Source organism: Arthrobacter sp. R-11 (genome assembly GCF_049913155.1).
Lineage (GTDB): Bacteria > Actinomycetota > Actinomycetes > Actinomycetales > Micrococcaceae > Arthrobacter.
The window spans coordinates 1442589-1467722 of record NZ_CP183979.1 but is presented as its reverse complement, the minus strand read 5'-3'; the positions used below and the strand labels follow the sequence as shown (position 1 = coordinate 1467722).

The 25134-nt window shown below is 68.1% G+C and carries 21 protein-coding genes, 1 pseudogene and 1 riboswitch; of the genes and pseudogenes, 7 read left to right on the top strand and 15 right to left on the bottom strand.

What is annotated here, in order from left to right; genetic code table 11:
- Positions 1-55: 55 nt before the first annotated feature.
- Positions 56-439, top strand: a complete 384-nt coding sequence (locus tag ACN9M4_RS06450) for a hypothetical protein (protein ID WP_426302722.1) — start codon at positions 56-58, stop codon at positions 437-439.
- Positions 440-450: 11 nt separating this feature from the next.
- Here the strand turns inward: ACN9M4_RS06450 and metX are convergent, their stop codons facing one another.
- Both metX and ACN9M4_RS06440 read right to left on the bottom strand, forming a co-directional pair.
- On the bottom strand, positions 451-1572 hold the full coding sequence (gene metX / locus ACN9M4_RS06445; RefSeq protein WP_426302721.1) for a homoserine O-acetyltransferase MetX: 1122 nt from the start codon (positions 1570-1572) through the stop codon (positions 451-453).
- A gap of 13 nt (positions 1573-1585) precedes the next feature.
- A riboswitch (SAM riboswitch) is annotated at positions 1586-1702 on the bottom strand.
- Positions 1703-1811: 109 nt separating this feature from the next.
- Positions 1812-3128 carry a bifunctional o-acetylhomoserine/o-acetylserine sulfhydrylase gene (locus ACN9M4_RS06440; protein WP_426302720.1) on the bottom strand — a complete coding sequence of 439 codons (1317 nt, stop codon included), beginning with the start codon at positions 3126-3128 and terminating at the stop codon, positions 1812-1814.
- A 242-nt stretch (positions 3129-3370) separates the two neighbouring features.
- Between ACN9M4_RS06440 and ACN9M4_RS06435 the strand changes: the two genes are divergently transcribed.
- The gene (locus tag ACN9M4_RS06435; protein ID WP_426302719.1) at positions 3371-4009 is read left to right on the top strand and encodes a VOC family protein; all 639 of its coding nucleotides are present in this window, start codon (positions 3371-3373) and stop codon (positions 4007-4009) included.
- A gap of 160 nt (positions 4010-4169) precedes the next feature.
- Here the strand turns inward: ACN9M4_RS06435 and ACN9M4_RS06430 are convergent, their stop codons facing one another.
- A complete protein-coding gene (locus ACN9M4_RS06430; RefSeq protein ID WP_426302718.1) occupies positions 4170-4934 on the bottom strand; it encodes a CPBP family intramembrane glutamic endopeptidase in 765 nt (254 codons plus the stop codon).
- 49 nt (positions 4935-4983) lie between these two features.
- On the opposite strand from ACN9M4_RS06430, the gene ACN9M4_RS06425 reads away from it, so the two are divergent.
- Positions 4984-5664, top strand: coding sequence for a histidine phosphatase family protein (locus tag ACN9M4_RS06425; RefSeq protein ID WP_426302717.1), 681 nt, complete (start codon positions 4984-4986; stop codon positions 5662-5664).
- Between the two features lie 24 nt (positions 5665-5688).
- Here the strand turns inward: ACN9M4_RS06425 and ACN9M4_RS06420 are convergent, their stop codons facing one another.
- The 5 genes from ACN9M4_RS06420 to ACN9M4_RS06400 are packed head-to-tail and all read right to left on the bottom strand — an operon-like array spanning position 5689 to position 10202.
- Positions 5689-6480: a DeoR/GlpR family DNA-binding transcription regulator gene (locus tag ACN9M4_RS06420; protein WP_426302716.1), complete on the bottom strand. Its 792-nt coding sequence runs from the start codon at positions 6478-6480 to the stop codon at positions 5689-5691.
- A 23-nt stretch (positions 6481-6503) separates the two neighbouring features.
- Entirely contained in the window at positions 6504-7343 is an 840-nt protein-coding gene (locus ACN9M4_RS06415) for a class II fructose-bisphosphate aldolase (RefSeq protein WP_426302715.1), read from the bottom strand.
- Positions 7340-8293, bottom strand: a complete 954-nt coding sequence (locus ACN9M4_RS06410) for a 1-phosphofructokinase family hexose kinase (protein WP_426302714.1) — start codon at positions 8291-8293, stop codon at positions 7340-7342. Before ACN9M4_RS06410 ends, ACN9M4_RS06415 begins: the two co-directional genes overlap by 4 nt.
- Positions 8290-9264 (bottom strand): ROK family protein, encoded by a 975-nt coding sequence (locus ACN9M4_RS06405; RefSeq protein ID WP_426302713.1) that lies wholly within the window; start codon positions 9262-9264, stop codon positions 8290-8292. The genes ACN9M4_RS06410 and ACN9M4_RS06405 overlap by 4 nt, the downstream gene beginning before the upstream one ends.
- A gap of 8 nt (positions 9265-9272) precedes the next feature.
- The gene (locus ACN9M4_RS06400; protein ID WP_426302712.1) at positions 9273-10202 is read right to left on the bottom strand and encodes an SIS domain-containing protein; all 930 of its coding nucleotides are present in this window, start codon (positions 10200-10202) and stop codon (positions 9273-9275) included.
- A gap of 248 nt (positions 10203-10450) precedes the next feature.
- Here ACN9M4_RS06400 and ACN9M4_RS06395 point away from each other — a divergent pair.
- Together ACN9M4_RS06395 and ACN9M4_RS06390 are read left to right on the top strand one after the other, a co-directional pair.
- Positions 10451-13831 (top strand): annotated as a pseudogene (locus tag ACN9M4_RS06395) (NEW3 domain-containing protein); the annotation flags it as partial.
- A gap of 74 nt (positions 13832-13905) precedes the next feature.
- The gene (locus ACN9M4_RS06390) at positions 13906-14406 is read left to right on the top strand and encodes an NPCBM/NEW2 domain-containing protein (protein ID WP_426303414.1); all 501 of its coding nucleotides are present in this window, start codon (positions 13906-13908) and stop codon (positions 14404-14406) included.
- Positions 14407-14487: 81 nt separating this feature from the next.
- Here ACN9M4_RS06390 and ACN9M4_RS06385 read toward each other — a convergent pair whose 3' ends face one another.
- Complete coding sequence (locus ACN9M4_RS06385) at positions 14488-15900, bottom strand: PLP-dependent aminotransferase family protein (protein ID WP_426302711.1); 1413 nt, start codon at positions 15898-15900, stop codon at positions 14488-14490.
- On the opposite strand from ACN9M4_RS06385, the gene ACN9M4_RS06380 reads away from it, so the two are divergent.
- Positions 15899-16849, top strand: a complete 951-nt coding sequence (locus ACN9M4_RS06380; RefSeq protein ID WP_426302710.1) for a DMT family transporter — start codon at positions 15899-15901, stop codon at positions 16847-16849. The two genes, ACN9M4_RS06385 and ACN9M4_RS06380, sit on opposite strands and share 2 nt — an antisense overlap.
- Here ACN9M4_RS06380 and hutI read toward each other — a convergent pair.
- The 6 genes from hutI to tdh all read right to left on the bottom strand — a co-directional run bounded on the left by hutI (position 16846) and on the right by tdh (position 23523).
- Positions 16846-18072, bottom strand: a complete 1227-nt coding sequence (gene hutI / locus ACN9M4_RS06375; RefSeq protein ID WP_426302709.1) for an imidazolonepropionase — start codon at positions 18070-18072, stop codon at positions 16846-16848. The genes ACN9M4_RS06380 and hutI overlap by 4 nt on opposite strands.
- An 11-nt stretch (positions 18073-18083) precedes the next feature.
- On the bottom strand, positions 18084-19178 hold the full coding sequence (locus ACN9M4_RS06370) for an NAD(P)/FAD-dependent oxidoreductase (RefSeq protein WP_426302708.1): 1095 nt from the start codon (positions 19176-19178) through the stop codon (positions 18084-18086).
- Between the two features lie 56 nt (positions 19179-19234).
- Positions 19235-19696, bottom strand: a complete 462-nt coding sequence (locus ACN9M4_RS06365; protein ID WP_426302707.1) for a pyridoxamine 5'-phosphate oxidase family protein — start codon at positions 19694-19696, stop codon at positions 19235-19237.
- Positions 19697-19758: 62 nt separating this feature from the next.
- Positions 19759-21189, bottom strand: a complete 1431-nt coding sequence (locus ACN9M4_RS06360; RefSeq protein ID WP_426302706.1) for a 6-phospho-beta-glucosidase — start codon at positions 21187-21189, stop codon at positions 19759-19761.
- A 5-nt stretch (positions 21190-21194) separates the two neighbouring features.
- Positions 21195-22433 (bottom strand): glycine C-acetyltransferase, encoded by a 1239-nt coding sequence (locus ACN9M4_RS06355; RefSeq protein WP_426302705.1) that lies wholly within the window; start codon positions 22431-22433, stop codon positions 21195-21197.
- Positions 22434-22476: 43 nt separating this feature from the next.
- Positions 22477-23523 carry an L-threonine 3-dehydrogenase gene (tdh, locus tag ACN9M4_RS06350; RefSeq protein ID WP_426302704.1) on the bottom strand — a complete coding sequence of 349 codons (1047 nt, stop codon included), beginning with the start codon at positions 23521-23523 and terminating at the stop codon, positions 22477-22479.
- A 204-nt stretch (positions 23524-23727) separates the two neighbouring features.
- Between tdh and ACN9M4_RS06345 the strand changes: the two genes are divergently transcribed.
- Positions 23728-25065, top strand: a complete 1338-nt coding sequence (locus ACN9M4_RS06345) for an amidohydrolase family protein (RefSeq protein ID WP_426302703.1) — start codon at positions 23728-23730, stop codon at positions 25063-25065.
- The last annotated feature ends 69 nt before the right edge of the window (positions 25066-25134 follow it).

The following is a 25134-nucleotide window of genomic DNA, read 5'->3' as shown; positions in this document are numbered from 1 at the left end:
GGGGCCGGTTGAGCGCAATCGCGGCGCTAAGCTTGAGGTGGAATGAGGTGGCCCCATGAACAATCTGTTCTTTTGGATTATCGTCTGCTCGTGGCTGATCCCGTTCGGGATCCGCATGTACAAGCGTTCCCAGCAGCGGCGCATCCGCAACAGCGGCTACCCGGACGGACGTTTCCAGCAGGGAGGCTACCCGGGCAAGCTCCCCGATTACGTTTCGAACCAGTACCCGCAGCCATACCAGGGGCAGTCCCCCGCCGGGCCCGCAGCGCCGGTGCCTCATCAGGCACCCGCCGGACCGCCGTCGTCGCCCGTTCCCGCGCCGGCGGAACCGCAAGGCTACCGGGCACGCAAACTGGCGGAGCTGGACCAGCGGTTCAGTGATGGCAAGATCGCCATGGAGGAGTACATGAGACTCCGCCAGGAAATCATGAACGGCTGAGGCGGCAGAAGCTACGCGAAGAAGGCTGCACCCAGCTGCGGCCCGAGCTGGCCGATCTCGGTGAGGAAACCGTCGTGGCCGATCGGGGCTTCGATGGTGTGGACTTCCACGCCGCCGGGCAGGGCTTCTGCGAGTTCGCGGGACTGCTCCGGGAAGTAGAGGCGGTCCGAGTCCACGGCGGCGACGAAGAAGTTCGCCTCCGTGCGGGAGAGAGCCTCCTCGAGTGTGCCTCGGCCGCGCGAAACATCATGGCTCATCAGGGCTTCAGTGATGGCGATGTAGCTGTTGGCGTCGAAGCGCTGCACCAGCTTGCGACCCTGATGGTCGAGGTAGCTTTCCACCTGGTAGCGGCCGCGCTCCCCCAGGGCCGGGGCCTGCAGGGGGGTCTCGTTGCCCTGGGCATTCCGGCCGAAGCGGAAGTCCAGTTCATCGGCGGAGCGGTAGGTGATGTGTGCGATCCGCCGGGCGAGGGCCAGGCCGGCTTCGGGCGCCGCGCCGTCGTAATAGTCTCCGCCGTTGAAGGCGGGGTCCTGGCGGATCGCGAGCGTTTGCGCCTGGGCGAAAGCGATCTGTTCGGCTGTGCTGTAGGCGCCCACCGAGATCACCGCGCAGTTCTTCACCCGGGTGGGGTAGCTGACCGCCCATTCGAGGGCGCGCGCGCCGCCCATGGAGCCGCCGATCACCGCGTGCCAGCGGTCAATCCCGAGGGCGTCGGCGAGCCTGGCCTCCGCGGCGGTGGAATCGCGCAGGGTCACCAGCGGGAACCGGGAACCCCAGGGTTTGCCGTCGGGCGCGTTCGACGACGGCCCGGTGCTGCCGTAACAGCCCCCGACGATGTTGACGGAGACCACGAACCAGCGCTCGGTGTCGATGGTCGCGCCGGGGCCGACGAGCTGTTCCCACCAGCCTTCTTCGTCGCTTCCGCCGCGGGCCACGTGGGTGCTTCCGGTGAGGGCGTGCTCGATGAGGACCGCGTTGGAGGCGTCCGCGTTGAGGGTGCCCCAGCTTTCATAGGCGAGGAGCACGTCCGGGAGGAAGCCTCCCGCCTCAAGCTCCAATGCGCCGATGGAAACGTACTTGACCGTGCCATCTTCGCTGCGCTTGTTGGTGACCGACGGTGCGGCAATCGTCATGGAGAACCCCTGAACCTCGTGCTTGCCTGCCGACAGCTGTCCGGCAGGCCAGGTCTTCACCCGGGGCACCCCGCCACGGACGGAGGGTTGCCGGCCAGCAAACCGGGGTTTAGCGCTGGCACTCGTGACCTTTGGCTTCGAGTGTAGGAAGAACCCGTGCGCCAACGCGAACAATGTGACAGCTTTGTGACGGTCCGGGCCCGGCATGGCGCGGGCCCGGACACGTCTATCGCCGCGTGTCAGTCGGCCTTGGCGGCCCGGAAGCCAGCTTCCAGGTCGGCCAGGATGTCGTCGATATGCTCGATGCCCACGGCGAGGCGCACCAGCCCCGGATTCACACCGGCCACGGCCTGCTGTTCCGCGGTCAGCTGACTGTGGGTGGTGGACGCAGGATGGATCACCAAAGAACGGACGTCGCCGATGTTGGCCACGTGCGAGTGCAGTTCCAGGGCGTCCACGAAGCGTTTGCCCGCCTCGAGGCCGCCCCTGATGGTGAAGGCGACCACGGCCCCGGTCCCCCGGGGTCCGTATTTGCGGCCCCGGTCGAACCACGGGCTGGACGGCAGGCCGGCATAGGCGACGGATTCGACGTCGTCCCGTCCTTCCAGCCATTGCGCCACCTTGGCGGCGTTCTCCACATGGCGTTCCACCCGCAGGCTGAGGGTTTCCAGGCCCTGCGCGATGAGGAAGGCGTTGAACGGCGAGACCGCCGAACCGAGGTCGCGCAGCAGTTGGACGCGGGCCTTCAGGATGTACGACAGGTTGGCGCCCAGGGCACCGTCCTTGCCGAGGTCGCGCGCATAGACCAGGCCGTTGTAGCTGGGGTCGGGCGTGTTGAAGTTCGGGAAACGCTCCGGGTGGGCACCGAAGTCGAAGTTGCCGGAGTCCACAATCACCCCGGCAATCGCCGCGCCGTGGCCGCCAAGGTACTTGGTGGCCGAGTGCACCACGATATCCGCACCCCATTCGATGGGCCGGATCAGGTACGGGGTGGACAGGGTGTTGTCCACGATCAGCGGGACGCCGGCTTCATGGGCGACGCCGGCCACCCCCTCGATGTCCAGGACGTCCTGGCGGGGGTTGGATACCACCTCGGCGAAGAAGAGCTTGGTGTTGTCCCGGACCGCGTCGCGCCACTGCCCCAGGTCATCCGGGTCCGCTACGAAGGTCACCGAGATCCCGAACTTCCGCAGGGTGTGGGCCAGCAGGTTGTAGGTTCCGCCGTACAGGCTGGGACTGGCCACGATGTGGTCCCCCGCCTCGGCTACGTTGAGGATGGCGAACGTTTCGGCGGCCTGCCCGGAGCTGAGCAGGAGGGCCCCGAGGCCGCCTTCGAGGCTGGCGATCCGCTGCTCGACCGCGTCCTGCGTGGGGTTTCCGATCCGCGTGTAGATCGGCGCCAACTCCGCCAGGGCGAAGCGGTTTGCCGCGCTCTCGGCGCTCGGGAACACGAAGGACGTGGTCTGGTAGATCGGCAGGGCGCGCGCACCCGCCGCGGCATCCGGCTCCTGGCCGGCATGTATCTGGCGTGTTTCGAATGACCAACCTTGCGACATTGCGCCTCCTTCTGATGTGTGTACTGGTCCGGCCGGCCAAGGGAGCTGTTCCCCCTCCAGCGTGCCGTGCGGCCAGTCTAGGAAGGCTCACGGGCCGCGCTGAAGCATTGTGAAGAAGACGGTCTTTTTCGGTCCTGCCGAGTCTTTCCGTTACTTGCCCGGGACACGTTTTCTCAGATGTCCTACCTTACTTAGGCTTGGCTAAGCTGAGAGCTCAATCACAAAGTGCCAAGATGAGTGGCATGCGCATGGATCACGTCTCTTACGCTTGTGAACAGGATGGCCTGATGGCCACCACAGAGCGGATTTCCGCAGCTTTGGGAGTGGATGCGGTCCGCGGCGGAGTGCACCCGCGCTTCGGTACGCGGAACATGATTATTCCGCTCGCAGACCACAAATACCTGGAAGTTGTGGAGGTCCTGGACCACCCGGCGTCGGACAAAGCACCGTTCGGACAAGCTGTCCGGGCACGCTCCGCCACCGGCGGTGGATGGATGGGATGGTGCGTCGCCGTCGACGACCTGTCCCCATTTGAAGAACGACTGGGCCGCTCCGCGGTTCCCGGCAACCGCAAGTTCCCTGACGGCCGGGAACTTGTCTGGCAGCAGATCGGCATCCTCGGCCTGATCGCGGATCCGCAGGTACCGTACCTGCTCCGCTGGGAAGGCGATCCCGCACTGCACCCGTCCCTCGTCTACGCGAGCGACGTCAAGATGTCCAGCCTCACCATCGCCGGGTCGGCTGCCCGCGTGACCGAGTGGCTGGGCGAACCCGTGGAGAAGCCGCTCGAGGACGTCGCCGTCCAGTGGGTTGCTCCGCACGGTGTCCCGGGCATCATGTCCGTCACCTTTGAAACAGCCAGCGGGGCCGTCACCATCTGACCCCATCCGGGGTGCCGCCACGGGCGGCACCCCGGCCCAAAACTTCGGCCGCCATCGGCGAGTGACAATGACGTCACCCGGCGACGGCGGCCGAACACCTTTAAGCCCCGGACACCTTTAAGCGGTTCCGCGGCTGGGGTGGCACAGCCGTACCCTCGGCTCACCCCAGCCCCACCGCCTTGCCGAAAAGGCTGAAGCCGACAAAGGCCACGATGTCCAGCAGGGCGTGGGCCACCACCAGCGGCATGACCCGCTTGGTGCGGCTGTACACCCAGCCGAAGACCAGGCCCATCAACGCGTTGCCGATGAACGGACCGAAGCCTTGGTAGAGGTGGTAGCTGCCCCGCAGGAGGGCGCTCAGGCCGATGGCCAGCGGCATGCTCCAGCCGAATTTGCCGAAGCGGTCCAGCAGGTAGCCCACCACGATCACTTCCTCGACGACGGCGTGCCGCACCGCTGAGAGGATCAGCACCGGCACCGTCCACCAATAGGCGTCCAGTCCGCTGGGGATGATCGCCGTCGTGATTCCCATCGCCCGGCCCGCCGCGTACAGCCCCAGCGAGGGAACGCCGATGAGGGCCGCCAGGCCCAGGCCCTGCAGGAGGTCCCGGCCCGGCCGCGCCATGGTGAAGCCGAGGCGCTCGAAGGCCGATTCCTGCTCCGAGGGGGCGCGCTGCTGGGAGAGGAAATAGAACACCAGCACCACCGGCACGAGCGCGAACGCGATGTCCAGCAGCTGGTAGGTCAGGTCGAAGTACTCGCGGCTGTTCCGCGAGGCGTTCAGGGTCGATGTTCCCTGCGCCAGCGGGGCCCGGCTCATCTTGTCCAGCAGTTGCACCACCGAGTACACCGCGGACTGGCCCAGGGACAGGCCCAGGACGATGAGGACTTCGGCGCGCAGGCGGCGCGTGGAGGCAACGAGCATGGTCCTATCTTGCCTTCATTTCCCTGGGTGTTTGCCTATGCTTGGTGGGATGAGCGCGCCAGCACGTATCTTCATGGTCCGGCACGGCCAATCGGCCGCCAACGTGGACACGTCGATCTACAATCGCGTGCCGGACTACCGGATCCCGCTGACCGAACTTGGGCTCGAGCAGGCCAGGCGCACCGGGGAGGAACTGCGCAGGAAGCTCGACGGCGAGCAACTGTGCGTGTATGTCTCGCCCTACCTGCGGGCCTACCAGACCCTTGAGGCGCTGCGGCTTGACGGCCTGACGGAGCGGGTGATCGAGGAGCCCCGGCTGCGCGAGCAGGACTGGGCCAATTTCCAGATCGCCGGCGAGATCGAGGACCAAAAGGAACTGCGGAACCTGTACGGGCACTTCTTCTACCGCTTCCGCGAAGGCGAGTCCGGATCCGATGTGTACGACCGCGTCTCATCCTTCATGGAAACCCTGTACCGGCACTGGGAGAAGCCGGACTACGCCCCGAACACGCTGCTGGTCACACACGGTTTGACCATGCGGTTGTTCTGCATGCGCTGGTTCCACTGGTCTGTTGAATACTTCGAGTCCCTCAACAATCCGGGCAATGCCGAGCTGCGGACCCTGGTTCGCAACGAGGCCGGCAAATACGACCTGGACACCCCGTTCACCCAGTGGGTGGAACGGCGGGTGGACGAAACCGTGCTGGACGCTCCGCCCCTGAAGTTCTAGCTTGCGTGCGGGGGCCGGCGGGGACTAGTCGAGTTCGGCGACCGTCACTTCGGTTCCGGCGGCTTCGAAGGCGGCCTTGTCCGCCGGCTTGATGCCGCTGTCCGTGATGAGCCGCTTGAACTCGTACCCTGCCATGGTGGCGAAGGAACGCTTGCCGATCTTGCTGGAGTCCGCCAGGACATAGGACGCAGTGGCGCGGCGTGCCATGGCGGAGTTCACCATGGCTTCGCCTTCGTCGGTGATGGTCGGTCCGATCTTCGGATCAACGCCGTTCACGCCGATGAAGGCGATGTCCAATGCGACCTTCTGCATGATCACGTCCGTGTAGGGTCCCACCAGCTCGTAGGAGCGCGGGTTCAGGATGCCCCCGGTGACCATGATTTTGATGTTCGGGCGCACCGCGAGCTGCGCGGCTATGTTGATGGCGTTCGTGACGACCGTGAGCATCGGCCTGTTGGAGGGCGCGTTCAGGTCTTCACGGGTGGAAAGCACCTGGGCGAGGGCCGTGCTGGTGGTGCCGCCGCTCAGGCCGACCACTGCACCGGGGGCGATCAATTCGGACGCGGCCAGGGCGATCCGCTGCTTGGCCTCGGCGTGGTCGTCCCGGTTGTAGCGGCCGGGCAGGTCGTAAGCCACGGCGCCCTTAGTGGCCCCGCCGCGGGTGCGGCTGAGCAGCCGCTGCTTGGCCAGGCTGTCCAGGTCGCGCCGTGCGGTGGCCGGCGAAACCCCCAGTCGGGTCACGATGTCCTCGACCTCGACATGCCCTGACTCTGCGAGGAGATCGAGGATGGCAGTCAGCCGATCTGTACGGGTCATCACGAACCTTCCAAAGGCGGTTTCTAGTTCACTTTCGCGAACAACGTCAGCAAACGGGCGGTTTCCACCACCAGGGCATCACGGCCCGCCGCGATGTACTTGCGGGAATCCACCACCGAGGGATTGGCGTCCAGGTACTCCCTGACAGCGCGCGTGAAGAATCCGTTCAAGTGTGTGGATACGTTGATCTTAGTCATACCGGCCCGGATCGCCGCCACTAGTGTCTCGTCTGCTACGCCGGAAGAGCCGTGCAGCACCAGCGGCAGTTGCACGGCGTCCTTGAGCCGGGCTATGAGTTCCAGATCCAGCCGGGCGCTGCGTTCGGTCATGGCATGCGAGGACCCGACGGCGACCGCCAGGGCATCGACGCCGGTGGCCGCCACGAAGTCGCGGGCTTCGCCGGGATCGGTCCGGACGCCGGGTGCGTGCGCCCCGTCCTTGCCGCCCACTTTGCCCAGCTCGGCCTCGACGTGGACCCCGCGTTCATGGGCGTAGGCGACCACCCGGCGCGTTGCTTCGACGTTTTCTGCGTAGGGAAGGTGGGCGCCGTCGTACATCACCGAGCCGAAGCCGAGGTCCACAGCTTGCAGGGCGAGCTCCTCGGATTCGGCGTGGTCAAGGTGCAGGGCCACCGGAACCGAGGCGTCCCGGGCGATGGCCAGGGCGCCGCGGGCCAGGGGTTCCAGGCCGCCGTGGAATTTGGCGCAGTTTTCCGAGATCTGCAGGATCAAGGGCACTCCGGCCGCTTCCGCGCCGGCCACCAGCCCCTCGGCGGTTTCAAGGTGGATGATGTTGAACGCGCCCTGGCCGATGCCGGCCGTGGCGGCGGCCTCCATCAATTCCCGGGTATTGACCAGGCTCACCGATTGTCCTCCCAGCTGATGATGAGTTGTTCTTCGAGTTCCGCGTAGCGCGGCGAGATTTCCCCTGCCGCCGGCATCAGGACCGCCGCGGCGGACCATGCGGTGGCCCGGCGGAGGATCACCCTGGTGTCCGTGACCCCGGCGGCCAGGGCCGTGGCGGCCGCGGCGACGGCGGCGTCCCCGGCACCGGTGGGGTTGCCGCTGAGGGCTTCGGGCAGCCTGGCCCGCCAGTACCCGTCCGGGGTGGCATGGCTGAATGCGAGCATGCCGTCCGCGCCGGCACTGACCAGCACGGTCTTCGCGCCTAGGTCGATCAGCCGCCAGGCTCCGGCCGCGAGGTCCGTCTCCCCCGTGGCTTCTTCGAGTTCATGATGGTTGGGCTTGAGCAGATCCGCCCCGGCTTCGGCTGCGGCGAGGATCCCGGAACCGGAGGTATCGACGATTGCCGGGATCCCGGCGTCGTGCGCGAGGCGCACCAGGGCCGGGTAGAAGTCCGCGGGGGCACCCGGCGGCAGGCTGCCGGAAGCAGCCAGTACGCCCGGGGCGTCCTCGTCCTGTGCCGAGAGGGCGTCGACGACGACAGCGGCCAGGGCCTGCCATTCGCTGCTCCGGAGCGGGTTGCCTTCCTCGTTGAAGATGGAGGTCTCCCCGCCCACCGTGTCCACCAGGGCGATGCTCCGGCGGGTCGGGCCGGCGACGGGCACCAGTGCGTGCGGAACGCCGCTGCTTTCCAGTTCGGCGGCGAATTCGGCGCCCGAACTGCCGCCGTACGGGGCTAGGGCGAGGACCGGATGGCCCAGCTGGTGCGCCACCCTGGCCACATTCAGGCCCTTGCCGCCGGCGCGGCTGAGCGGCGCCGGCACCCGGTGGCTGGCGCCGGGGTGGATACCGGCCACGTGGTAGCTCAGGTCCACGGCCGGGTTCGGGGTGACAGTGACGATCCGCTTCATGCGGCACCGTCCATGCCAGCGCCGTCCCTGCCAGCACCGTCCCTGCCAGCACCGTCCCTGCCAAGGAGGGCCCTCGCATTCATCGCCGCACCCAGCAGGCCCGCGTCCTGGCCGAGCTGGGCCCGCAGGATCACCGGACGGCGGTGGAAGTCCAGCATGCTGTCCACGCGCCGGCGCAGCGGCTCAAGCAGTTCCTCGCCGGCCTCGGCCAGGCCGCCGCCAATCACGACGGCCTCGGTGCCGATGATGCTGACGCACTGGCAGATGCTGAAGGCGAGCGCGTCCACGGCGTCGGCCCAGATCCTGGCCGCCAGTTCTTCCCCGGTACGGGCGCGTTCCAGGACCTCCCGGGCGCCGGAAACCGGAGTCCCGGAGTGGGCGGTGTAGCGCTTGGCCACGGCACCGGCCGAGCCCACGGCTTCCAGGATGGTGGTTCCGTTGCCGTCGGGATCCGGGACCTGCGCGTGGCCGAGTTCACCGGCGAAACCGCCGGCGCTCACGGCCTTGCCGCCGGAAAAGACGGCCGCGGCGATTCCGGTGCCGACCACCATCACCACGACGTCGTCGAACTCCCGCGAGCCGCCGTAACGGTGCTCCACCGCGGCGGCGGAGCGGACGTCGTGGTCGAAGGCCACGGGAACTCCGAGCCGGCGCTCGGCCTCGGCGGTAAAGGGGTAGTTCCGCCAGCCGAGGTTGGCCGAGTAGAGGCCCACACCGGATTCCGGATCGACGATTCCGGGCACGATCACCCCGGCGGCACGGACCGGGTGCTCGGGGAACTCGGCCCCGAGTTCCTGCGCGAGCTCGGCCACCCGGTCCAGGATGGCGTCGGCTGGGCGGTTGGGGTCGCGGGGCGTGCGGACCCGGCGCAGGCCAAGGACGTTTCCCTGGGCGTCGACAAGGCCCACCTTCATATCCGTGCCGCCGACATCGAAGGCAAGTACCGCCGCCCCAGCTGCTCCGAGAACCATGACGGCTCCTAGGCGGGGGTGTCGAGGATGACCGAGCGGGTGAGGTTGCGCGGCAGGTCCGGGTTCAGGCCACGGACGCGGGCACGTTCCAGGGTGACGCGGTGGACCCGGGCAAGTTCGGCGAGGGGGTGCTTGCCCGTATTGATGTACAGGGCTCCGGTGGCTTCCATGTTCGCGTCCAGGCCCTCGGGCTGCTCGCCGAAGAGCCAGGTGACGCGCCCGGGCGCGGCTATCGAAATGGGGCCGTGGCGGTATTCCATGGCCGGGTAGGACTCGGTCCAGCCCTGCACGGCCTCGCGCATCTTCAGACCGGCCTCGTGAGCGAGGCCGATGGTCCAGCCAGTGCCGAGGAAGGTGAACTGTTCCGCGTCCAGGAGGTCCTGGGAGACGGGGTCGGCGACAGCCCGGCGGGCCTGCTCGACGGCGTCTCCAAGCTCAATCCCCAGGCTGCTGAGCAGGTAGACCAGGGCGGTGGTGGCGAAGCGGGTCTGGACCACGGACTTTTCGTCCGCGTACGGCAGTCCCACGACGGCGTCGGCCAGGGTGGCCACCGGCGAATCCACGTCGCCGACCAGCGCCACGGTGCGGACCTTGCCCCTCAGGGCCTGCAGCAGCTCAATGACCTCGGTGGTGGTGCCGGAACGGGTGATAGCGATGACGGCGTCGTACTGGCGGCCGGCACTGTTGTGGTTCAGGAAGGCTTCGGACGCCGCGAAGGCGTCTGTGACGCCCTTGCCGGCGGCCTCCCGCGCGACAGCGTAGCTTTGCGCCATGAACCAGGAGGTACCGCAGCCGACGACGGCGACCCGCTCGCCGTCCGCGGGCAGCAGCCGCTCTGCCTGGTCGTCCGCCTGGGCCTGGGCGACGGCCTGGAGCCAGACATCGGGCTGGGAAACCAGCTCTTCCTCCATGTAGGCACCAAGGGCTGTGTTGCTCATCGGACGCACCGTTCCTGTCTGCGCTTCACGACGCGCGTTTGACGTTTCTTGATCTATAAAAACACTAATCGATCAACTTCAATCGCACAAGGATCGCATGTGAGGTGTGGCACCCAAGACGCCGCCCAATGGCGATCAAACGGTTCACGCCGCCTATTCGTGTTTCTTTTTGTTTTAAAAAGAGACTTTTTGCTCAGCTCTTGTCATTTTGTGTTCGTATGAAGCAGAGTTGAGCCGTCCGCAAGAACATGACCGATCTTCGCAAGGAAAATTCAAGAAGGAGCACTATGCCCCGCTTGTCATCCCCCAAACGCCTCGCCGGCCTGAGCCTCGCCTGCGTCGTCGCGGCCGGCTCCCTCGGCTTCAGCGCCGCCGTCCCTGCCGCGGCCGAATCCGTCGCCGGCACGGAGACCCTGGACACGGAGACCCTGGACTCAGGAACCCTCGCCGTGGACGTCTCCACGTCCTTCCCGCAGGTCCTGGGCTACACAGATGTAGCCAGCCAGGGCAGACTGGACGGAACCCTCGGCCGGCTGTCCAGCATCACCATCAACGGCACCGAACAGCGCGTCTCCGCGACGTCGTCCAAGTCGGCCGGCAATACCATGGACTACGTCCTCACCCTGCCGGACTTCGGCAACACCACCATCGATGCCCGCCTTTCCGTGGCAGGCAACGTGGTGTCCTTCAACGTCACCGCCATCCACGATTCGCCCGAATTCCAGGTCCGCACGCTCCAACTGCCCAAGCTCAACCTGGTTTCCGTGAACTCGGCGCAGCCAGGGGCCCAGATCTCCACGGCCAGCCTCTCGGTGGACCGCGCGAAGAGCGGCGACCTGTTCATCCCCGTCACGGCCGGCACGCCCCTGGACGCGGCGCCCAAGAGCTCGGCCTATGCGCTGGCCAACACCTCGCAGCTGGCTGCCGCGCTGGAGTCCAATGCGCTGTACGACACCTCTGCCGGGCCGGGCAGCAAGGACCAGGGCCGGTTCTGGCGGCAGGCCGTGAACGACGGCGGAGCTGCCGGAAGCGGTGTTGTCCGGATGGGAGTCGCCAGCGGCCAGTGGCTCTACCGTGCCGAAGGGTCCAGCACCACCGAGGAGCTCCCCTGGACCCGGGTAGCCATCACCACGGACGCCAACGCCGACGGCGGAGTGGACTGGCAGGACGCCGCGATCGCGATGCGTTCCATCCAGGTCAAGGCCAACAAGGGGGAACAGACGCCGGACAACGTGGTCACCCACATCCCCTTCAACTTCGCTTCGCAGGCAACCCACCCCTTCCTGCGCACCCTGGACGACGTGAAGCGCATCGCCCTGGCCACCGACGGCTTGGGCCAGGTGGCCATGCTCAAGGGCTACACCTCCGAAGGCCACGACTCCGCCAACACGGACTACGGCAACAACTTCAACACCCGTGCCGGCGGCTTGGAAGACCTTAACAAGCTTGTCGCGGCCGGAAAGGACTGGAACGCCAAGTTCGGCGTGCACATCAACGCCACGGAGATCTACCCGGAAGCCAAGTCCTTCGCCGAGGACCTGCTGACGGCCAACAAGTCGCTGGGCTGGAACTGGCTGGACCAGTCGTACTACATCAACCAGCGGCAGGACATCAATTCCGGCAAGCTGGCCCAGCGGGTCAAGGAACTCGCCGACGCCACGGACGACAACCTGGATTTCGCCTACGTTGACGTCTACTACGAATACGGCTGGCTGGCCGAACGGCTGCAGCAGGAACTGGTCAAGAACGGCTTCCGTGTGGGTTCGGAGTGGGCGGACAAGCTCTCCCGCAACAACACCTGGTCGCATTGGGCCAACGACGAGAACTACGGCGGCAGCAGCAACAAGGGCATCAACTCGCAGATCCTGCGCTTCATCAACAACACCCAGTCCGACGTCTGGAACCCCGACCCGAAGCTCGGCGTCAGCCACATCGTGGAGTTCGAAGGCTGGACGGGCCAGAACGACTACAACGCCTTCTACAAGAACATCTGGGATTCCAACCTGCCCGCCAAATTCCTGCAGCACCACGAGATCACCAAGTGGACCCAGGACCGCATCGAGCTGGCCGACGGCGTGGCCGTCACCGGGAACACCACAGCCGAACGCAACATCACCGTGGGCGGGGTATCCGTGCTGCAGGGCGGCACGTACCTGCTCCCCTGGGCATCGAAGACCGGCAGGCCGCAGGACAAGCTCTACCACTACAGCCCGGCTGGCGGCAGCAGCACCTGGAAGCTCACCGGTGCCTTCGCCGGCGCCACGAAGCTGCAGCAGTTCAAGCTCACCGACAACGGGCGGGTCAAGGTGGCCGAGGTCCCAGTGACCGGCGGCCAGGTCACCCTCGCCGCCGAACCCGGCCAGCCCTACGTGCTGACCGCGGACGCCGCGACCGTGAGCCTGCCGGCCGACGCTTCCTTCGGCGAGGGCACCCGGTTCAAGGACCCCGGCTTCAACGCCGCAGACCTCGGCAAATGGAGCCCGAAGGGCGCGGCCGCGGTCGTGCGCGACGGCAAGGGCCGCCGCTACGCCGAGCTCGGCGCTGGCACCCCGTCCGTTTCCCAGACCCTGCTGCCGTTCCAGGCCGGCACCTACTCGATCAGCGCCTACGTGGAGATCGAGGCCGGAAAGAAGCGCCCAGTCACCCTGAAGGTGGACGTCCCGGGCGGCTCGAGTCAAAGCCTCACCATCGACAGCTCCAATGCGCAGAACTACGTGGCCGCCGACGAAAAGACAGGCACCCGTTTCCAGCGCTTCCGGGTGCTCTTGGACATCCCACAGAACGGCGTCCGGCCCACGGTCAGCGTGGCCGCGGGAGAAGGCACCGCCAAGGTCCGCCTGGACGACTTCCGTGCGGTCAAGACCACCAGGGTAGCCACAAGCGGGGTCCTGGCCGAGAACTTCGAGGACGTCGACCAGGGCTGGGGTCCCTTCGTGAAGGGCGACGCCGGCGGCAGCACGGACCCGCGCACGCACATCACGGGACGCCACGAGCCGTTCACCCAGAAGGCTGGCACAACAATGTGATCGACGAGGTCCTCGACGGCAACTGGTCCCTGATCGCGCACGATGAAAACCGCGCCCCGAACGGCGGACCGGGCATGGTCTACCGCACCACGGAAGCCACCGTGCCGTTCAAACCCGGCCACAAATACCGGGTTTCCTTCGATTACCAGAATTCCAAGGCCGGGCAGTACTCCTGGATCTCCGGCTACGACTCCCAGGCGGGTCCCGCCGTCACGGGAATCCAGGCGATCGGAGAGCAGACCTCGACGGCGCGCTTCGAGCAGATCCTGGACGCCGGCTTCTGCGGCGACTACTTCGTGGGGCTGCAGCGCAGCGGCAGCGCCAACGGTTCCGATTTCACCCTCGACAACTTCCTGGTGGAAGACCTCGGCGCATCCGACGCCGTGCCGGCCTGCGCACAGCTGAGCGCCAGGCTCCAGGGCGACGTGATCGAACAGGGCAAGGCGCAGGACTTCGTGACCACCTTCGTCTCCGACGAGCCCGCGGAGATCAAGGAGCTCTCCGTCGAACTCGCCCTTCCCGAAGGCTGGACAGCCACGCCGGCGACGCCCGCCACGGCCACAACCCTTGCCGCGGGAGGCCGCCTGGCCACCACCTGGAAACTGACCGCCCCGGCCTCCGCCGACGGCGACTTCCCCATCAAGGCCACGGCCCGCTACACCACCACCACTGACCCGGTGGGAGAACGCGCCATCAGCACCACCACCACCGTCCGCACCCTGCCCAAGCCTCCGCAGGCAACGGTCTTCGCCAGCGACCACCCCTGGGTGAGCGCCACCAATGGCTGGGGTCCGGTGGAGAAGGACATGTCCAACGGTGAGCAGGGCAGCGGGGACGGCAGGCCGATCACCCTCAACGGCACCGTCTTCGCCAAGGGCTTGGGCGCCCACGCCAACAGCACCATCCGCTACTACCTCGGCGGCTACTGCACCTCCTTCACCGCCGTGGTCGGCATCGACGACGCCCAGGCGACCCGCGGCAGCGTGAAGTTCTCCGTGGTGGCTGACGGCACCACGAAGGTCACCACACCGGTGCTCGGTGCGGCCAGCGCACCGCTTCCGCTCACGGTGGATGTCAGCGGTGCCCGCTATGTGGATCTGGTGGCCAACGACGCCGGTGACGGCAACGGCAACGACCACGCCGACTGGGCGGACGCCAAGTTCACCTGCAGCCCCTAGGAAATCGCGTCCTGAGGCCCTTGGCCGGCATCAACAGCTGCCGGCCAGGGGCCTTCCGGCGCTTCTGGGCCCCCGCGCTTCCTAAGCCCCCGCGCTTGCCAGCGCTTGGCCAATGAGCCGTGCGCCTTCCGGGAAGGCGCCGGGGTTCGGGCCGGCATAGTTGAGCCGGATGAACGGCCCGGCCGGCTCCGCCGGGAACCACTCGTTGCCCGGGGCGATGAGGACTCCGGCGGCTTCGCAGTCGCGGGTGAGCCGTTCGAGGTCCGTCCCGTCCGGCAGCCGGGCCCACAGGTTCAGGCCGCCTTTCGGCAACAGCCCGACGTGGGCCTGCGGGACCTGTTCGCGCAGGCTCGTAACCAGCAGGTCGCGGCGGACCTGGAGCTGGTGGCGGAGTCCGCGCAGGTGGGTCTGCCAGCCGGGCTGGGTGACGACGTCGAGCGCCGCCGCCTGCAGAAGCCCGCTGACGTACATCGATTCGGCCCCTTGGGCGGCCAGGATCCGTTCGCGCGCGGGACCGCGGGCGACGACGGCGCCCACCCTGATCGCCGGTGAAACGCTCTTGGTCAGCGAGCGCAGATAGACCACGTGGCCGGAATCGTCCCGGGAGGCAAGCGGCTCGGGATCGGACGTGATGCCGAAGTCGTGGGCCCAGTCGTCCTCGACCAGGAAGGCGCCGTGCTGCCGTACCACGTCCAGCACTTCTTCGGCACGCCGGGCGGACCATTGCGCCCCAGTCGGATTGGCGTAGTTCGGCTGGGCGTAGAACACCCGGGCCCCGCTCTCCTGGAAGGCGCGCGCAAGCTCCTCCGGATCGGGTCCCTCGGGACTGCTCGGCACCGGAACCACCCGGACCCCGGCCTGCGCCGCGGCCAGGATCGCGCCCCAGTACGAGGGCGACTCCATGAGCAGGGGCTGCCCGCCGGCCACCAGGGCCCTGAAGACCGAGCTGAGCCCGCTTTGGGTTCCGGGAAGCACGATCACGTCGGAGGGTGTGGGCGGATTGACCCCCGGAGGCGTCGACGCGCGAAGTTCCTGGGCGAACCAGGACTGCAGTTCCGGCAGCCCTGCCGCCGGAGGGCGGAACAGGGCGGCGTCGCCCCTGGCCGCACGGGTGAGGGCGGCACGGACCAGGCGTTCCGGCAGGAGCTCCCGGTCCGGGTAGCCGGAATGGAACGCGATCACGTCGTTGGGGGCGGTGCGCATGGCTGCGGACACTGGACGCAGCTGTGCCTGCGGGGAACCCAGTGCCGCCGTCTGCCAGCCGTAGTCCGAAGGCCGGGCCGTCCGCACGGCGCGAACAAAGGTGCCTACCCCGGGGCGGCTTTCGATCAGGCCCTGCCCGGCCAGCGTCCGCAGCACCTTCTGCACTGTGACCGGGCTGGCCTGGTACTGCGCCACCAGCGCCCGGGTGGACGGCAGCCGGGATCCCGGGGGCGCCCCGGAGATCCATTCCCGGAGGCGCGTGGCGATACGGGAACTGCTATCGTTGTTCATGAAAGCCAATAGTAGCGCTACTGTAATTCCCGCCGAAGCGATATTGCCCGTCCAGGAGCGCCAAGCGGCGTCCGGGCTGTGGTGGGGACTGCTCGGAGTGGCAGCCTTTTCCTTCACCGTTCCCTTCACGAAGGTGGCGGTCGGCGGGCTGTCACCGTTGTTCATTGCCTCGGGGCGGGCCGTCGTGGCGGCGGTCCTCGCGGCCTTCGCACTGGCACTCACCCGGCAGCGGCTCCCCCGCGGCGTACAGTGGGCGCGGCTGGCAGTAGTGGCGGGCGGCGTCGTCGTCGGCTTTCCGTTCCTCACGTCCTTCGCGCTCACCACCGCTCCGGCGGGCCACAGCGCCGTTGTCATCGCGCTGCTTCCGGCTGTCACAGCCATGACCGCGGTGCTTCGCGGCAGGGAACGCCCGCCGCGGCCGTTCTGGGTAATGAGCGGTGTGGGCGCTGCCGCAGCGATCGGCTTCGCGTCCGTCCAGTCGGGCGGCATTGGACATCTGCAATGGGCAGACCTGCTGCTCTTCGGCGCTGTGGCGGCTTGCGCGATCGGCTACGCGGAAGGCGGCCTGCTGGCCCGCGAACTCGGGGCGTGGCAGACCATCTCGTGGGCACTCGTCCTGGTGTCGCCCCTGATGGCGGTACTGGCGATCCTCTCGGCCGCCCAGCAACCGCTCTCCGCAACGCCGGCGCAATGGGCCGCCTTTGCCTACCTCGGCGTCGTCAGCATGTTCCTGGGCTTCTTCGCCTGGTACCGCGGCCTGGCCATCGGTCCCATGGCCCGGGTCAGCCAGGTCCAGCTGGTCCAGCCCGTCATGACCATCGGCTGGGCAAGCCTCCTGCTGGGCGAGAAGCTGGACTGGACCACGATCGCCGGAGGCGTTGCCGTGGTCCTGTGCGCCGGCGCCGCGGTCCGTGCACGGTCTGATTCAGCCCGGGCGGGCGGCAGCTAGACCGCGCGCACGCCCGCACGCCAGACGGCGTGCGTCATCGGGATGCCGGGCCGGTAGGCCAGGTGCGTTGCAGACGGCGCCTTGAGCATGTGCAAATCCGCGCGGTGCCCGACGGCGATCGAGCCCACCGCGCGTTCGCCGTCGGCGTCCTTGCCGGATTCCCGGCCCAGGGCGAGGGCGCCGCCGTAGGTGGCGGCCCGGACGGCCTCGTGCACGCTCAGGCGCATCTGCAGCACCGCGGTGGTGACGCAAAAGGCCATGGAGCTGGTGTAGGAGGTGCCCGGGTTGCAGTTGGCGGCGAGCGCGATCTGCACGCCGGCGTCGATCAGTTCGCGGCCCGGAGCGAGCGGCTGGCGGGTGGAGAGGTCGCAGGCGGGCAGACAGGTGGCGACGGTACCGCGGATCCCGGTGCCCGTGGCGGCGTCCCAGCCGGACCAGGTGCCGGCGAGCGCCTGTATGTCGGCCTCGGAGAGGTAGTTCACGTGGTCCACGCTGGCGGCGCCGAATTCAACGGCCAGCTGCACGCCCGGGCCTTCGCCCAGCTGGTTGCCGTGGACGCGCAGGCCCAGCCCGGCGTTGCGGGCTGCGGTGAGGACGCGGCGGGACTGCTCCTCGGTGAAGGCGCCCCGTTCGCAGAACACGTCGGCCCAGCGCACGTGCGGCAGAACTGCGTCCAGCATTGGGCCGCAGACGAGGTCGGTGTACTCCTCGGGGTCGATGCCGGCCGGGACCAGGTGGGCGCCGAGGTAGGTGACTTCGTCCACGGTGGCGGCGGCGATCCGGGCGCTGCGGGCCTCGTTCTCCACGTCCAGCCCGTAGCCGGTCTTGCTCTCCAGGTAGGTGGTGCCCTGCGAGACGGCTTCGGCAACGCGTTCGGCGGTGAGCCGGGTCAGTTCCTCCTCGCTGGCAGCGCGGGTGGCGCCCATGGTCACGGCGATGCCGCCGGCACTGTAGCTCTCCCCGGCCATGCGGGCTTCGAATTCGGCAGTACGATCGCCGGCGAAGACCAGGTGTGAGTGCGAGTCCACCCAGCCGGGCAGCACGGCGCGGCCTTCGGCGTCGACGGCGGCATCGGCAGCGGGTGCCTGCGACGCCGGGCCGATCCAGGAAATGCGTTCGCCCTCGATGACGAGGGCGGCATCCCGCAGGACGCGGTGCTCGGCGTCCTGGGTCATCAGTTCGCCGATGTTATGGATCAGTGTGCTCGTGAACCCCGTAGTCATGGATCAATTGTTCATCGGCGGACCGACCAGCGGGTGGCCGCAAGCTCCGCTGGTGTCCGGGATGCCGGACTGCTGTCCGAGGCGTCGAGGATCGCGGCGGCTGCCAGTTCGGCGATTGCCGAGGAGGTCTGGAATCCGTAGCCGCCCTGCCCGGCGAGCCAGAAGAATCCGGGCGCCTCGGCGTCGAAGCCCACCACCGGGACGCCGTCGGCGGCTTCGGTGCGCAGGCCGGTCCAGGCGCGGTCCACCGAGCGGATGCCCAGGGTGGTCAGCGAATTCAGCCGCGCCACGAGGGCCTCGATGTCCCCGGGCCGCGGTTTGGCGTCCTCCGGCCCGCTCGGTACTGTCTCCGCGGGCGAGATCAGCACCTGCCCGCCCTCGGGCCGGAAGTACCAGCGGTGCGCGGCCTCGGCCACCATCGGGGTGCCGGGGGCCAGTGGGTGTTCGACGTCGACGACGGCTGCGGTGCGCCGGTACGGCTGCAGCCCGAGCTTCTCCACCCCGCTGAGGACCGCGAGTTCGTCCGCCCAGGCACCTGCCGCGTTGACCACGACGGCGGCCGCGAGCCCTTCGGTGCCGGCGCCTAGTTGCCAGGCGGAGCCGATCCGCTGGGCCGAGTGCACGCGGGCTCCGGTGACGATGTCGGCGCCCGCGGCTTCCGCGCGGCGGCGGTGGTCCTCCAGCAGCGCGGGGGCGTTGCAGGCGAAGGAGCCGGTGTCCAGGCCGGCGTGGGTGAAGCTTTCCGGCCTCAGGGCCGGGCAGAGCTCCAGGGCCTCGCCGTGCGTGATGGGGCGCATGTGGCCGCTGGCTTCGGCGGCGAGGTCCGCCTCGTCCCCCACCATCATGAACGCCCGCGGCGTCAGCACCGGAACGTCCAGTCCGGCGTCGCGCTCCGCGATCAGTTCCAGCGTGCGGACGGTGAGTTCCTGCACGACGGCGGGCCCGTAGCTGGGGATCAGCTGCCGCGCCGAGCGGGAGGAGGTGTGGTACGCGAGGGTCTGCTCCGCTTCCACGAGCGCCACGGAGCACTTTCCTGCGAGCGCGGAGGCAAGCGAGAGCCCGGCGATTCCGCCGCCGACAATAACTACGTCGTAATTCGAGGCCATCAGCCCATCCTGCCAGTGCCGGGACCGTCGCGCGACAGCGGCGGTTACTCGCCCGGTTACTCGCCCCTGGCCGGCTTGGTGCCGCTGTAGGGCGTCCACCAGGTCAGCGGCGGCGTGACGGTGAACCGCCGGCCGGAAACCGAGTCGGCCGGGATCCTCACGAACTGGTCCTTGTGCCCGGCTTCCCAAGGAAACAGGGGGATGGAGAACGACTGGACGACGTCGTCGATGTTCTTCAGCGGCACCGCCTTGCCCCGGAGTACCACGCTCCAGGCGACCCCGGTGTCGGGGTCGACGCCGTCCGCTTCCATGGCCACGGGGAAGTCGCCGAGGGCCGCTTCGAGTTTCGTTCCGGCGCCGGTCCGGAAGACAACGCTGCCGTGGTCCACGGCGTAATTGACCGGGAAGATGTCCGGGCGGTCGCCGAGCCAGACGGCCAGGCGTCCCACTGAAACTCCACGGAGGAGGTCCCAGCATTCCTGCGGTTCCAAGACTTCTGTCGCTGCATCATTGCCCATGCTGCGATCCTAGGCCCGCACGGGGTTTCCCGACAGGCCTTCCGGGCGCCACCGGCCGGCGGTCAGCGCAGGTACGCCAGTTCCTTGAAATTCTCCATGTAGCCGTCCAGCAGGGCGTGCGCCACCCGCACCGAATCCACCAGCGGATGCATGGCCAGGGCGCGGTAGGCCGCATTCCGGGATCCGCCCAGGGCGGCCTCGATGGTGGCCCGTTCCACGGCCTTGACCGTGGTGACCAGTCCGGCGGCATAGCCCGGAAGCGGATCGGCTGGCAGCAGCCGGACGCCGTCCGGGCCCACCAGGCTGGGCGCCTCGATGACGGCGTCGGCATCGAGCCCGGGCAGGGTGCCGGCGTTGGGCATGTTGAGGATGAGCCGGGCTTCTTCGGCGTCGGCGGTATCTTCGGTTCCGACGGCGCCAGCCGTGCCGCCGGACCCCGAACCGCCGAGGGCCCGCATGATCGCCAGGGCGACCCCCTCGTAGCCGCCGCCCTGCAGGTCCGCGGCGTCGCGTTCGAAGGTGCCGGCGGCCTCGCGGTTTTCGGCCATATACGTCTGTTCGCGGTCCATCCTGCACCGTTCCCAGAGCTGCAGTGCCGATTCCGCCGGCTCTCCTTCCGCCGTGCCGGCGGCGTAGAAGGCGGCCTGCTGCCGGGCCAGATAGCTCCCCCGGCTGGCAGCGGCTTCCTGCTCGGCCAGGAGGTTCTCCCGGCGGAAATAGTAGTAGTGCAGGTATTCGTTCGGGACTGCGCCAAGGGCCTGGATCCAGGGGGCGCCGAACAGCCGGCCTTCTTCGAAGGATTCGACGGCATCCGCATCGGCGAGCAGTTCCGGGAGGACGTCCGCCCCGTCCACGGTCAGCCCGCGCAGCCAGCCCAAGTGGTTCAGGCCGATGTAGTCGATCCCGACGCCAGCCCCGTACACGTCCAGGCCGGGAAAGCCGGCAGCCCAGAGCGCACGCCGGGCCAGTCCCGCCGGGGAGTCGCAGATCCCCACCACCCGGCCGCCGAGCAGGGAGTTCAGCACTTCCGTGATGACGCCGGCAGGGTTGGTGAAGTTGATGAACCAGGCTTCCGGGGCGTACTTCCGGACGGCCCGCGCAATGTCCACCACCACCGGGATGGTGCGCAGGGCGTAGGAGATCCCGCCGGCGCCCACGGTTTCCTGCCCGATAACCCCGTGCTCCAGGGCGATCCGTTCGTCGGCGGCCCGGCCGACCATGCCACCCACCCGGATCGCGGAGAAGATGAAGTCCGTCCCCGGAAGGGCCTCGGCAAGGTCGGTGAACAGGCGCACCCGGGGTGCGTCCGGCACGCCCGCCTCAACTGCCTGCGCCGCCTGCTCTTCCAGGACCTTGGCTACGACGGCCAGCCGGCCGGCGTCGTGGTCAAACAGCCTCAGCTCGGTGACGCGGCCCGGCCGCTGGTCCCTCAGCAGTGCTGAATGGACCAGCGGAACCCGGAAACCTCCGCCACCGAGCAGGGTGAGGATCATGGCACTCAGTGTCCCGCGGTTTCACCGGCCGCGGCGCCCGCCGCGTCCCGGCTGTTGACCGCGTCCCGGCTCTTCACGAAGGCCTGCACGCAGGTCTCGACGTCTTCCGGGCTGTGAGCCGCGGAGAGCTGGACGCGGATGCGGGCTGCACCCTTCGGCACCACGGGGTAGCTGAAGGCCGTGACGAACACGCCCTGTTCGAGCATCTCGGCGGCCACCTTCGCGGCGGCCACGGCGTCACCAAACATGACGGGAACGATCGCGTGTTCGCCGTCGAGCAGTTCGAAGCCTTCCTCGGCCATCCGGCGGCGGAACAGGGCGGCGTTCTCGAAGAGCCGCGCGCGGAGTTCCCCGGAGCCCTGGACCAGCTCGAGTGCCTTGAGCGTGGCAGCGACGATGGCCGGGGCCAGGGAGTTCGAGAACAAGTAGGGGCGGGCCTTCTGGCGCAGCATCGCGATCACCTCGGAGCGGCCCGAGACGTAGCCGCCCGACGCTCCGCCGAGGGCCTTGCCGAAGGTGCCGGTGTAGATGTCCACACGGCTGCTGACGCCGGCGTGTTCGGGGGTGCCCGCACCGGTAGCACCCATAAAACCGACGGCATGGGAGTCGTCGACCATCACCAGGGCGTCGTGCTTCTCGGCGAGATCGCAGATGGCCGCCAGGGGTGCCAGGTAGCCGTCCATCGAGAAGACACCGTCAGTGACGATGATCTTGCGCCGGGAGCCCGCGGCCTCCACGAGCTTGGCCTCGAGGTCGGCCATGTCCTGGTTGGCGTAGCGGAAACGCTTGGCTTTGCACAGGCGGATGCCGTCGATGATCGAGGCGTGGTTCAGCGAGTCCGAGATGATGGCGTCTTCGGGGCCGAAGAGGGATTCGAAGACGCCGCCGTTCGCATCGAAGCAGCTCGAGAACAGGATGGTGTCCTCGGTGCCGAGAAACTCCGAAACCTTCTTCTCCAGCTCCAGGTGGAGGTCCTGGGTGCCACAGATGAACCGCACCGAGGCCATGCCGAAGCCGCGCTCGTCCATGGCGGACTTGGCCGCGGCGATGATCTCCGGGTGGTCGGCCAGGCCGAGGTAGTTGTTGGCGCAGAAGTTCAGCACCTGCCGGGACGGCTCACCGAGCGGACCGGCCGCGATGTGGCTGGCCTGCGGGGAATCGATGTGGCGTTCGCTCTTGAAGAGCCCCGCGGCGCGGATCTCGTCCAGTTCGCCCTGCAGCTGGTCTTTGATCGAGGTGTACAAGAAGGTCTCCTTAGAGTCCGGTGAAAATCAGGGTCCGGTGAAGTTAGAGTTCGGTCCAGTCGAGGACAACTTTGCCGCCGGTGCCGGCGCGGGCGATCTCGAAGCCCTTCTCCCAGTCGGTGGCGGACAGCTTGTCCGTGACGACGGCGGAGATGTTGCGGTGCAGCGCGGGGTTGGAGGAGAGCATGGCACTCATGGCATACCAGGTCTCGAACATTTCGCGGCCGTAGATGCCCTTGAGCGTAAGCATGTGGGTAACCACCTTGCCCCAGTCGATGTCGATCGACTGGCTGGGCAGGCCGAGCATGGCAATGCGTCCGCCGTGGTTCATGTTGTCGATCATCTCAGGCAGGGCCGTGGGATGTCCCGACATTTCCAAGCCGATATCGAAGCCTTCGCGCATGCCCAGTTCCTTCTGGGCCTCGCTTATGCGCATCTTGGAGACGTCGACGGCGAGGTCCACGCCCATGCTGCGGGCCAGTTCCAGCCGGGACTCGGAGACGTCCGTGATGGCGATCTTGCGGGCACCGGCGTGGCGGGCAACGGCGATGGCCATCAGGCCGATGGGGCCGGCACCGGTGATGAGCACGTCCTCGCCCACCAGCGGGAAGCTCAGGGCAGTGTGGACGGCGTTGCCGAAGGGGTCGAAAATGGCGCCGAGTTCAGGGGTGACCGAGGGATCGTGGTGCACCCAGACGTTGGTTTCGGGAATTACGACGTACTCAGCGAAGGCGCCGTCGCGCTGCACGCCCACGGAGACTGTGTGGATGCACATCTGGCGGCGGCCGGCGCGGCAGTTGCGGCAGATGCCGCACACAACGTGCCCTTCACCGGACACCCTGTCCCCGACCTTGACGTCCCGTACGTCCTCGCCGACGGCCACGACCTCGCCATAGAACTCGTGGCCGGCGATCAGCGGGGTTTCGATGATGCTTTGCGCCCACGCGTCCCAGGACTGGATGTGCAGGTCGGTGCCGCAGATGCCGGTGGTCATCACGCGGATCTTGACGTCGCCGGGGCCCGCCTCGGGTTCGGGCCGGTCAACGAGTTCGAAGCCGGCGTGCGGGCCGGACTTGTAGAGAGCCTTCATGGCTCCCATTACATGCCTTCAAACGACTTAGAACAAGCTCAAGTATCTCACTCAACAGTTTAGGAAGATCTACACTGTCCGAATTCGCGGACAGCGCTGCGGGGGAACAGCTTGAATCTACTTTGGTATACCAAATATGGTGATGGGTACCACGGGCACCATTGTGCCTTCCCCAAGGATTGTGTTTTCCCTCAAGGAGTAACCATGTGCTTGCATGACCAAAGCAGCGCGGCCGTCCCGTCCGCCGTCCCTTCGCGCCGCGGAGTCCTCGCCAGCGCCGCCGCCCTGGCCGGCATCTCAGTCGCCGGCGTCACCGCCCAGCTCGCGTCGGCACCGGCCGCACAGGCCAGCGGGAGCCCTGCCGGCCCCAACTACCCCGGCAGCCCGGCGGTCCCCGGTGCCGTCATCATCGAAGGCGGTACCGTCGTCGACCCGTTGACCGGGGACGGTCTGGAGGACGGCGTGCTGGTGCTCGACGGCGGCAAGGTCGCCGCCGTCGGTACCCGCGACGCCACCCGCAAGGCCGTCGCCGCCGTCGCCCACCGCGCCGCCGTTCTGGACGCCTCCGGCCGCTGGGTCGTTCCGGGTCTGGTGGACGTGCACGTCCATGCCAACGCCCTGTCCGATGCCCGGCTCCTGCTGCAGGGCGGCGTCACGGGCGTCCGCAGCGGCTCGAGCAGCTTCTACCAGGACATCGCCCTCGCCGCACTCCCCGCGTGGGCACCGGGCGTCTCGCCGCGCATGCGTCCGGCCGGCCTGTTCATTTCGCCGGAGCAGGGCGACTCGATCCTGGCAGATCCCGACCTTGCTCCGCTCGCGGCCCTGAGGAACGGCATCACGTCTCCGCAGGACCTGGCCTACCTCACCAAGGTGAACCTCTCCCGCGGCGCCGAGGTCATCAAGACCCGCGCCAACCCGCGCGCCGGCCTGCCCGAGCAGGACCCCCGCGAACTGGTCTACGGCGTCGAGCAGATCTCCTCGATCGTCAAGGCCGCCCGCGGCGCCGGCGTGCTGTGCCACGCCTACAGCGCAGAAGGCATCGACGGTGCCGTGCGTGCCGGCGTCCGCAGTATCGAACACGGCGTCTTCGTCTCCGAGAAGACCATCGCCGAGATGGCCCGCCGCGGCACCTACTTCACGCCCACCATGGACGCGATCTCCAGCATGGCGACCTCGTCGAATCCGATCCTCGCCGCCCGCGGCAAGGAGTACACGCCCATCCACAAGGCCGCCGTCCTCGCCGCCCACGAGGCCGGCGTCACCGTGGTGGCCGGCACCGACTCCTTCGGCAACGACGTCACCCCGCTGGGCAAGGAAGTCAGGCTGCTCCACGAGGCCGGGCTGTCCCCGCTCGAGGCGCTGCGTGCGGCAACGACGTACGCCGCACGCCTGCTCAACTGGGAAGGCAAGGCCGGCCGCTTCGTGCCCGGCGCCTTCGCTGACGCCGTCGTGGTGGACGCCGACCCGCTGGGCGACGGCACCGCCCTCGAGAAGGTGCGCGCCGTCGTCGCGCAGGGAACCGTGGTGCGCAACGGCCTCTAGGCCCGCCTCCCCTTGAGCGCGAACGTACACTTGCGGCCCCCAAAATCGGGATTCCGGGGCCGCAACTGT

Excerpts from the sequence above, each read along its gene's own strand:
- ACN9M4_RS06360 (WP_426302706.1), bottom strand. The coding sequence starts at position 21,189 with ATGATCCTCACCCTGCTCGGTGGCGGAGGTTTCCGGGTTCCGCTGGTC.
- hutI (WP_426302709.1), bottom strand. The coding sequence starts at position 18,072 with ATGACTACGGGGTTCACGAGCACACTGATCCATAACATCGGCGAACTG.
- ACN9M4_RS06420 (WP_426302716.1), bottom strand. The coding sequence starts at position 6,480 with ATGACCCGTACAGATCGGCTGACTGCCATCCTCGATCTCCTCGCAGAG.
- ACN9M4_RS06410 (WP_426302714.1), bottom strand. The coding sequence starts at position 8,293 with ATGAAGCGGATCGTCACTGTCACCCCGAACCCGGCCGTGGACCTGAGC.
- ACN9M4_RS06435 (WP_426302719.1), top strand. The coding sequence starts at position 3,371 with ATGCGCATGGATCACGTCTCTTACGCTTGTGAACAGGATGGCCTGATG.
- ACN9M4_RS06370 (WP_426302708.1), bottom strand. The coding sequence starts at position 19,178 with ATGGCCTCGAATTACGACGTAGTTATTGTCGGCGGCGGAATCGCCGGG.
- ACN9M4_RS06380 (WP_426302710.1), top strand. The coding sequence starts at position 15,899 with ATGAAAGCCAATAGTAGCGCTACTGTAATTCCCGCCGAAGCGATATTG.
- ACN9M4_RS06405 (WP_426302713.1), bottom strand. The coding sequence starts at position 9,264 with ATGGTTCTCGGAGCAGCTGGGGCGGCGGTACTTGCCTTCGATGTCGGC.
- ACN9M4_RS06440 (WP_426302720.1), bottom strand. The coding sequence starts at position 3,128 with ATGTCGCAAGGTTGGTCATTCGAAACACGCCAGATACATGCCGGCCAG.
- ACN9M4_RS06345 (WP_426302703.1), top strand. The coding sequence starts at position 23,728 with ATGTGCTTGCATGACCAAAGCAGCGCGGCCGTCCCGTCCGCCGTCCCT.
- ACN9M4_RS06430 (WP_426302718.1), bottom strand. The coding sequence starts at position 4,934 with ATGCTCGTTGCCTCCACGCGCCGCCTGCGCGCCGAAGTCCTCATCGTC.
- ACN9M4_RS06425 (WP_426302717.1), top strand. The coding sequence starts at position 4,984 with ATGAGCGCGCCAGCACGTATCTTCATGGTCCGGCACGGCCAATCGGCC.
- metX (WP_426302721.1), bottom strand. The coding sequence starts at position 1,572 with ATGACGATTGCCGCACCGTCGGTCACCAACAAGCGCAGCGAAGATGGC.
- ACN9M4_RS06385 (WP_426302711.1), bottom strand. The coding sequence starts at position 15,900 with ATGAACAACGATAGCAGTTCCCGTATCGCCACGCGCCTCCGGGAATGG.
- ACN9M4_RS06365 (WP_426302707.1), bottom strand. The coding sequence starts at position 19,696 with ATGGGCAATGATGCAGCGACAGAAGTCTTGGAACCGCAGGAATGCTGG.
- tdh (WP_426302704.1), bottom strand. The coding sequence starts at position 23,523 with ATGAAGGCTCTCTACAAGTCCGGCCCGCACGCCGGCTTCGAACTCGTT.
- ACN9M4_RS06450 (WP_426302722.1), top strand. The coding sequence starts at position 56 with ATGAACAATCTGTTCTTTTGGATTATCGTCTGCTCGTGGCTGATCCCG.
- ACN9M4_RS06400 (WP_426302712.1), bottom strand. The coding sequence starts at position 10,202 with ATGAGCAACACAGCCCTTGGTGCCTACATGGAGGAAGAGCTGGTTTCC.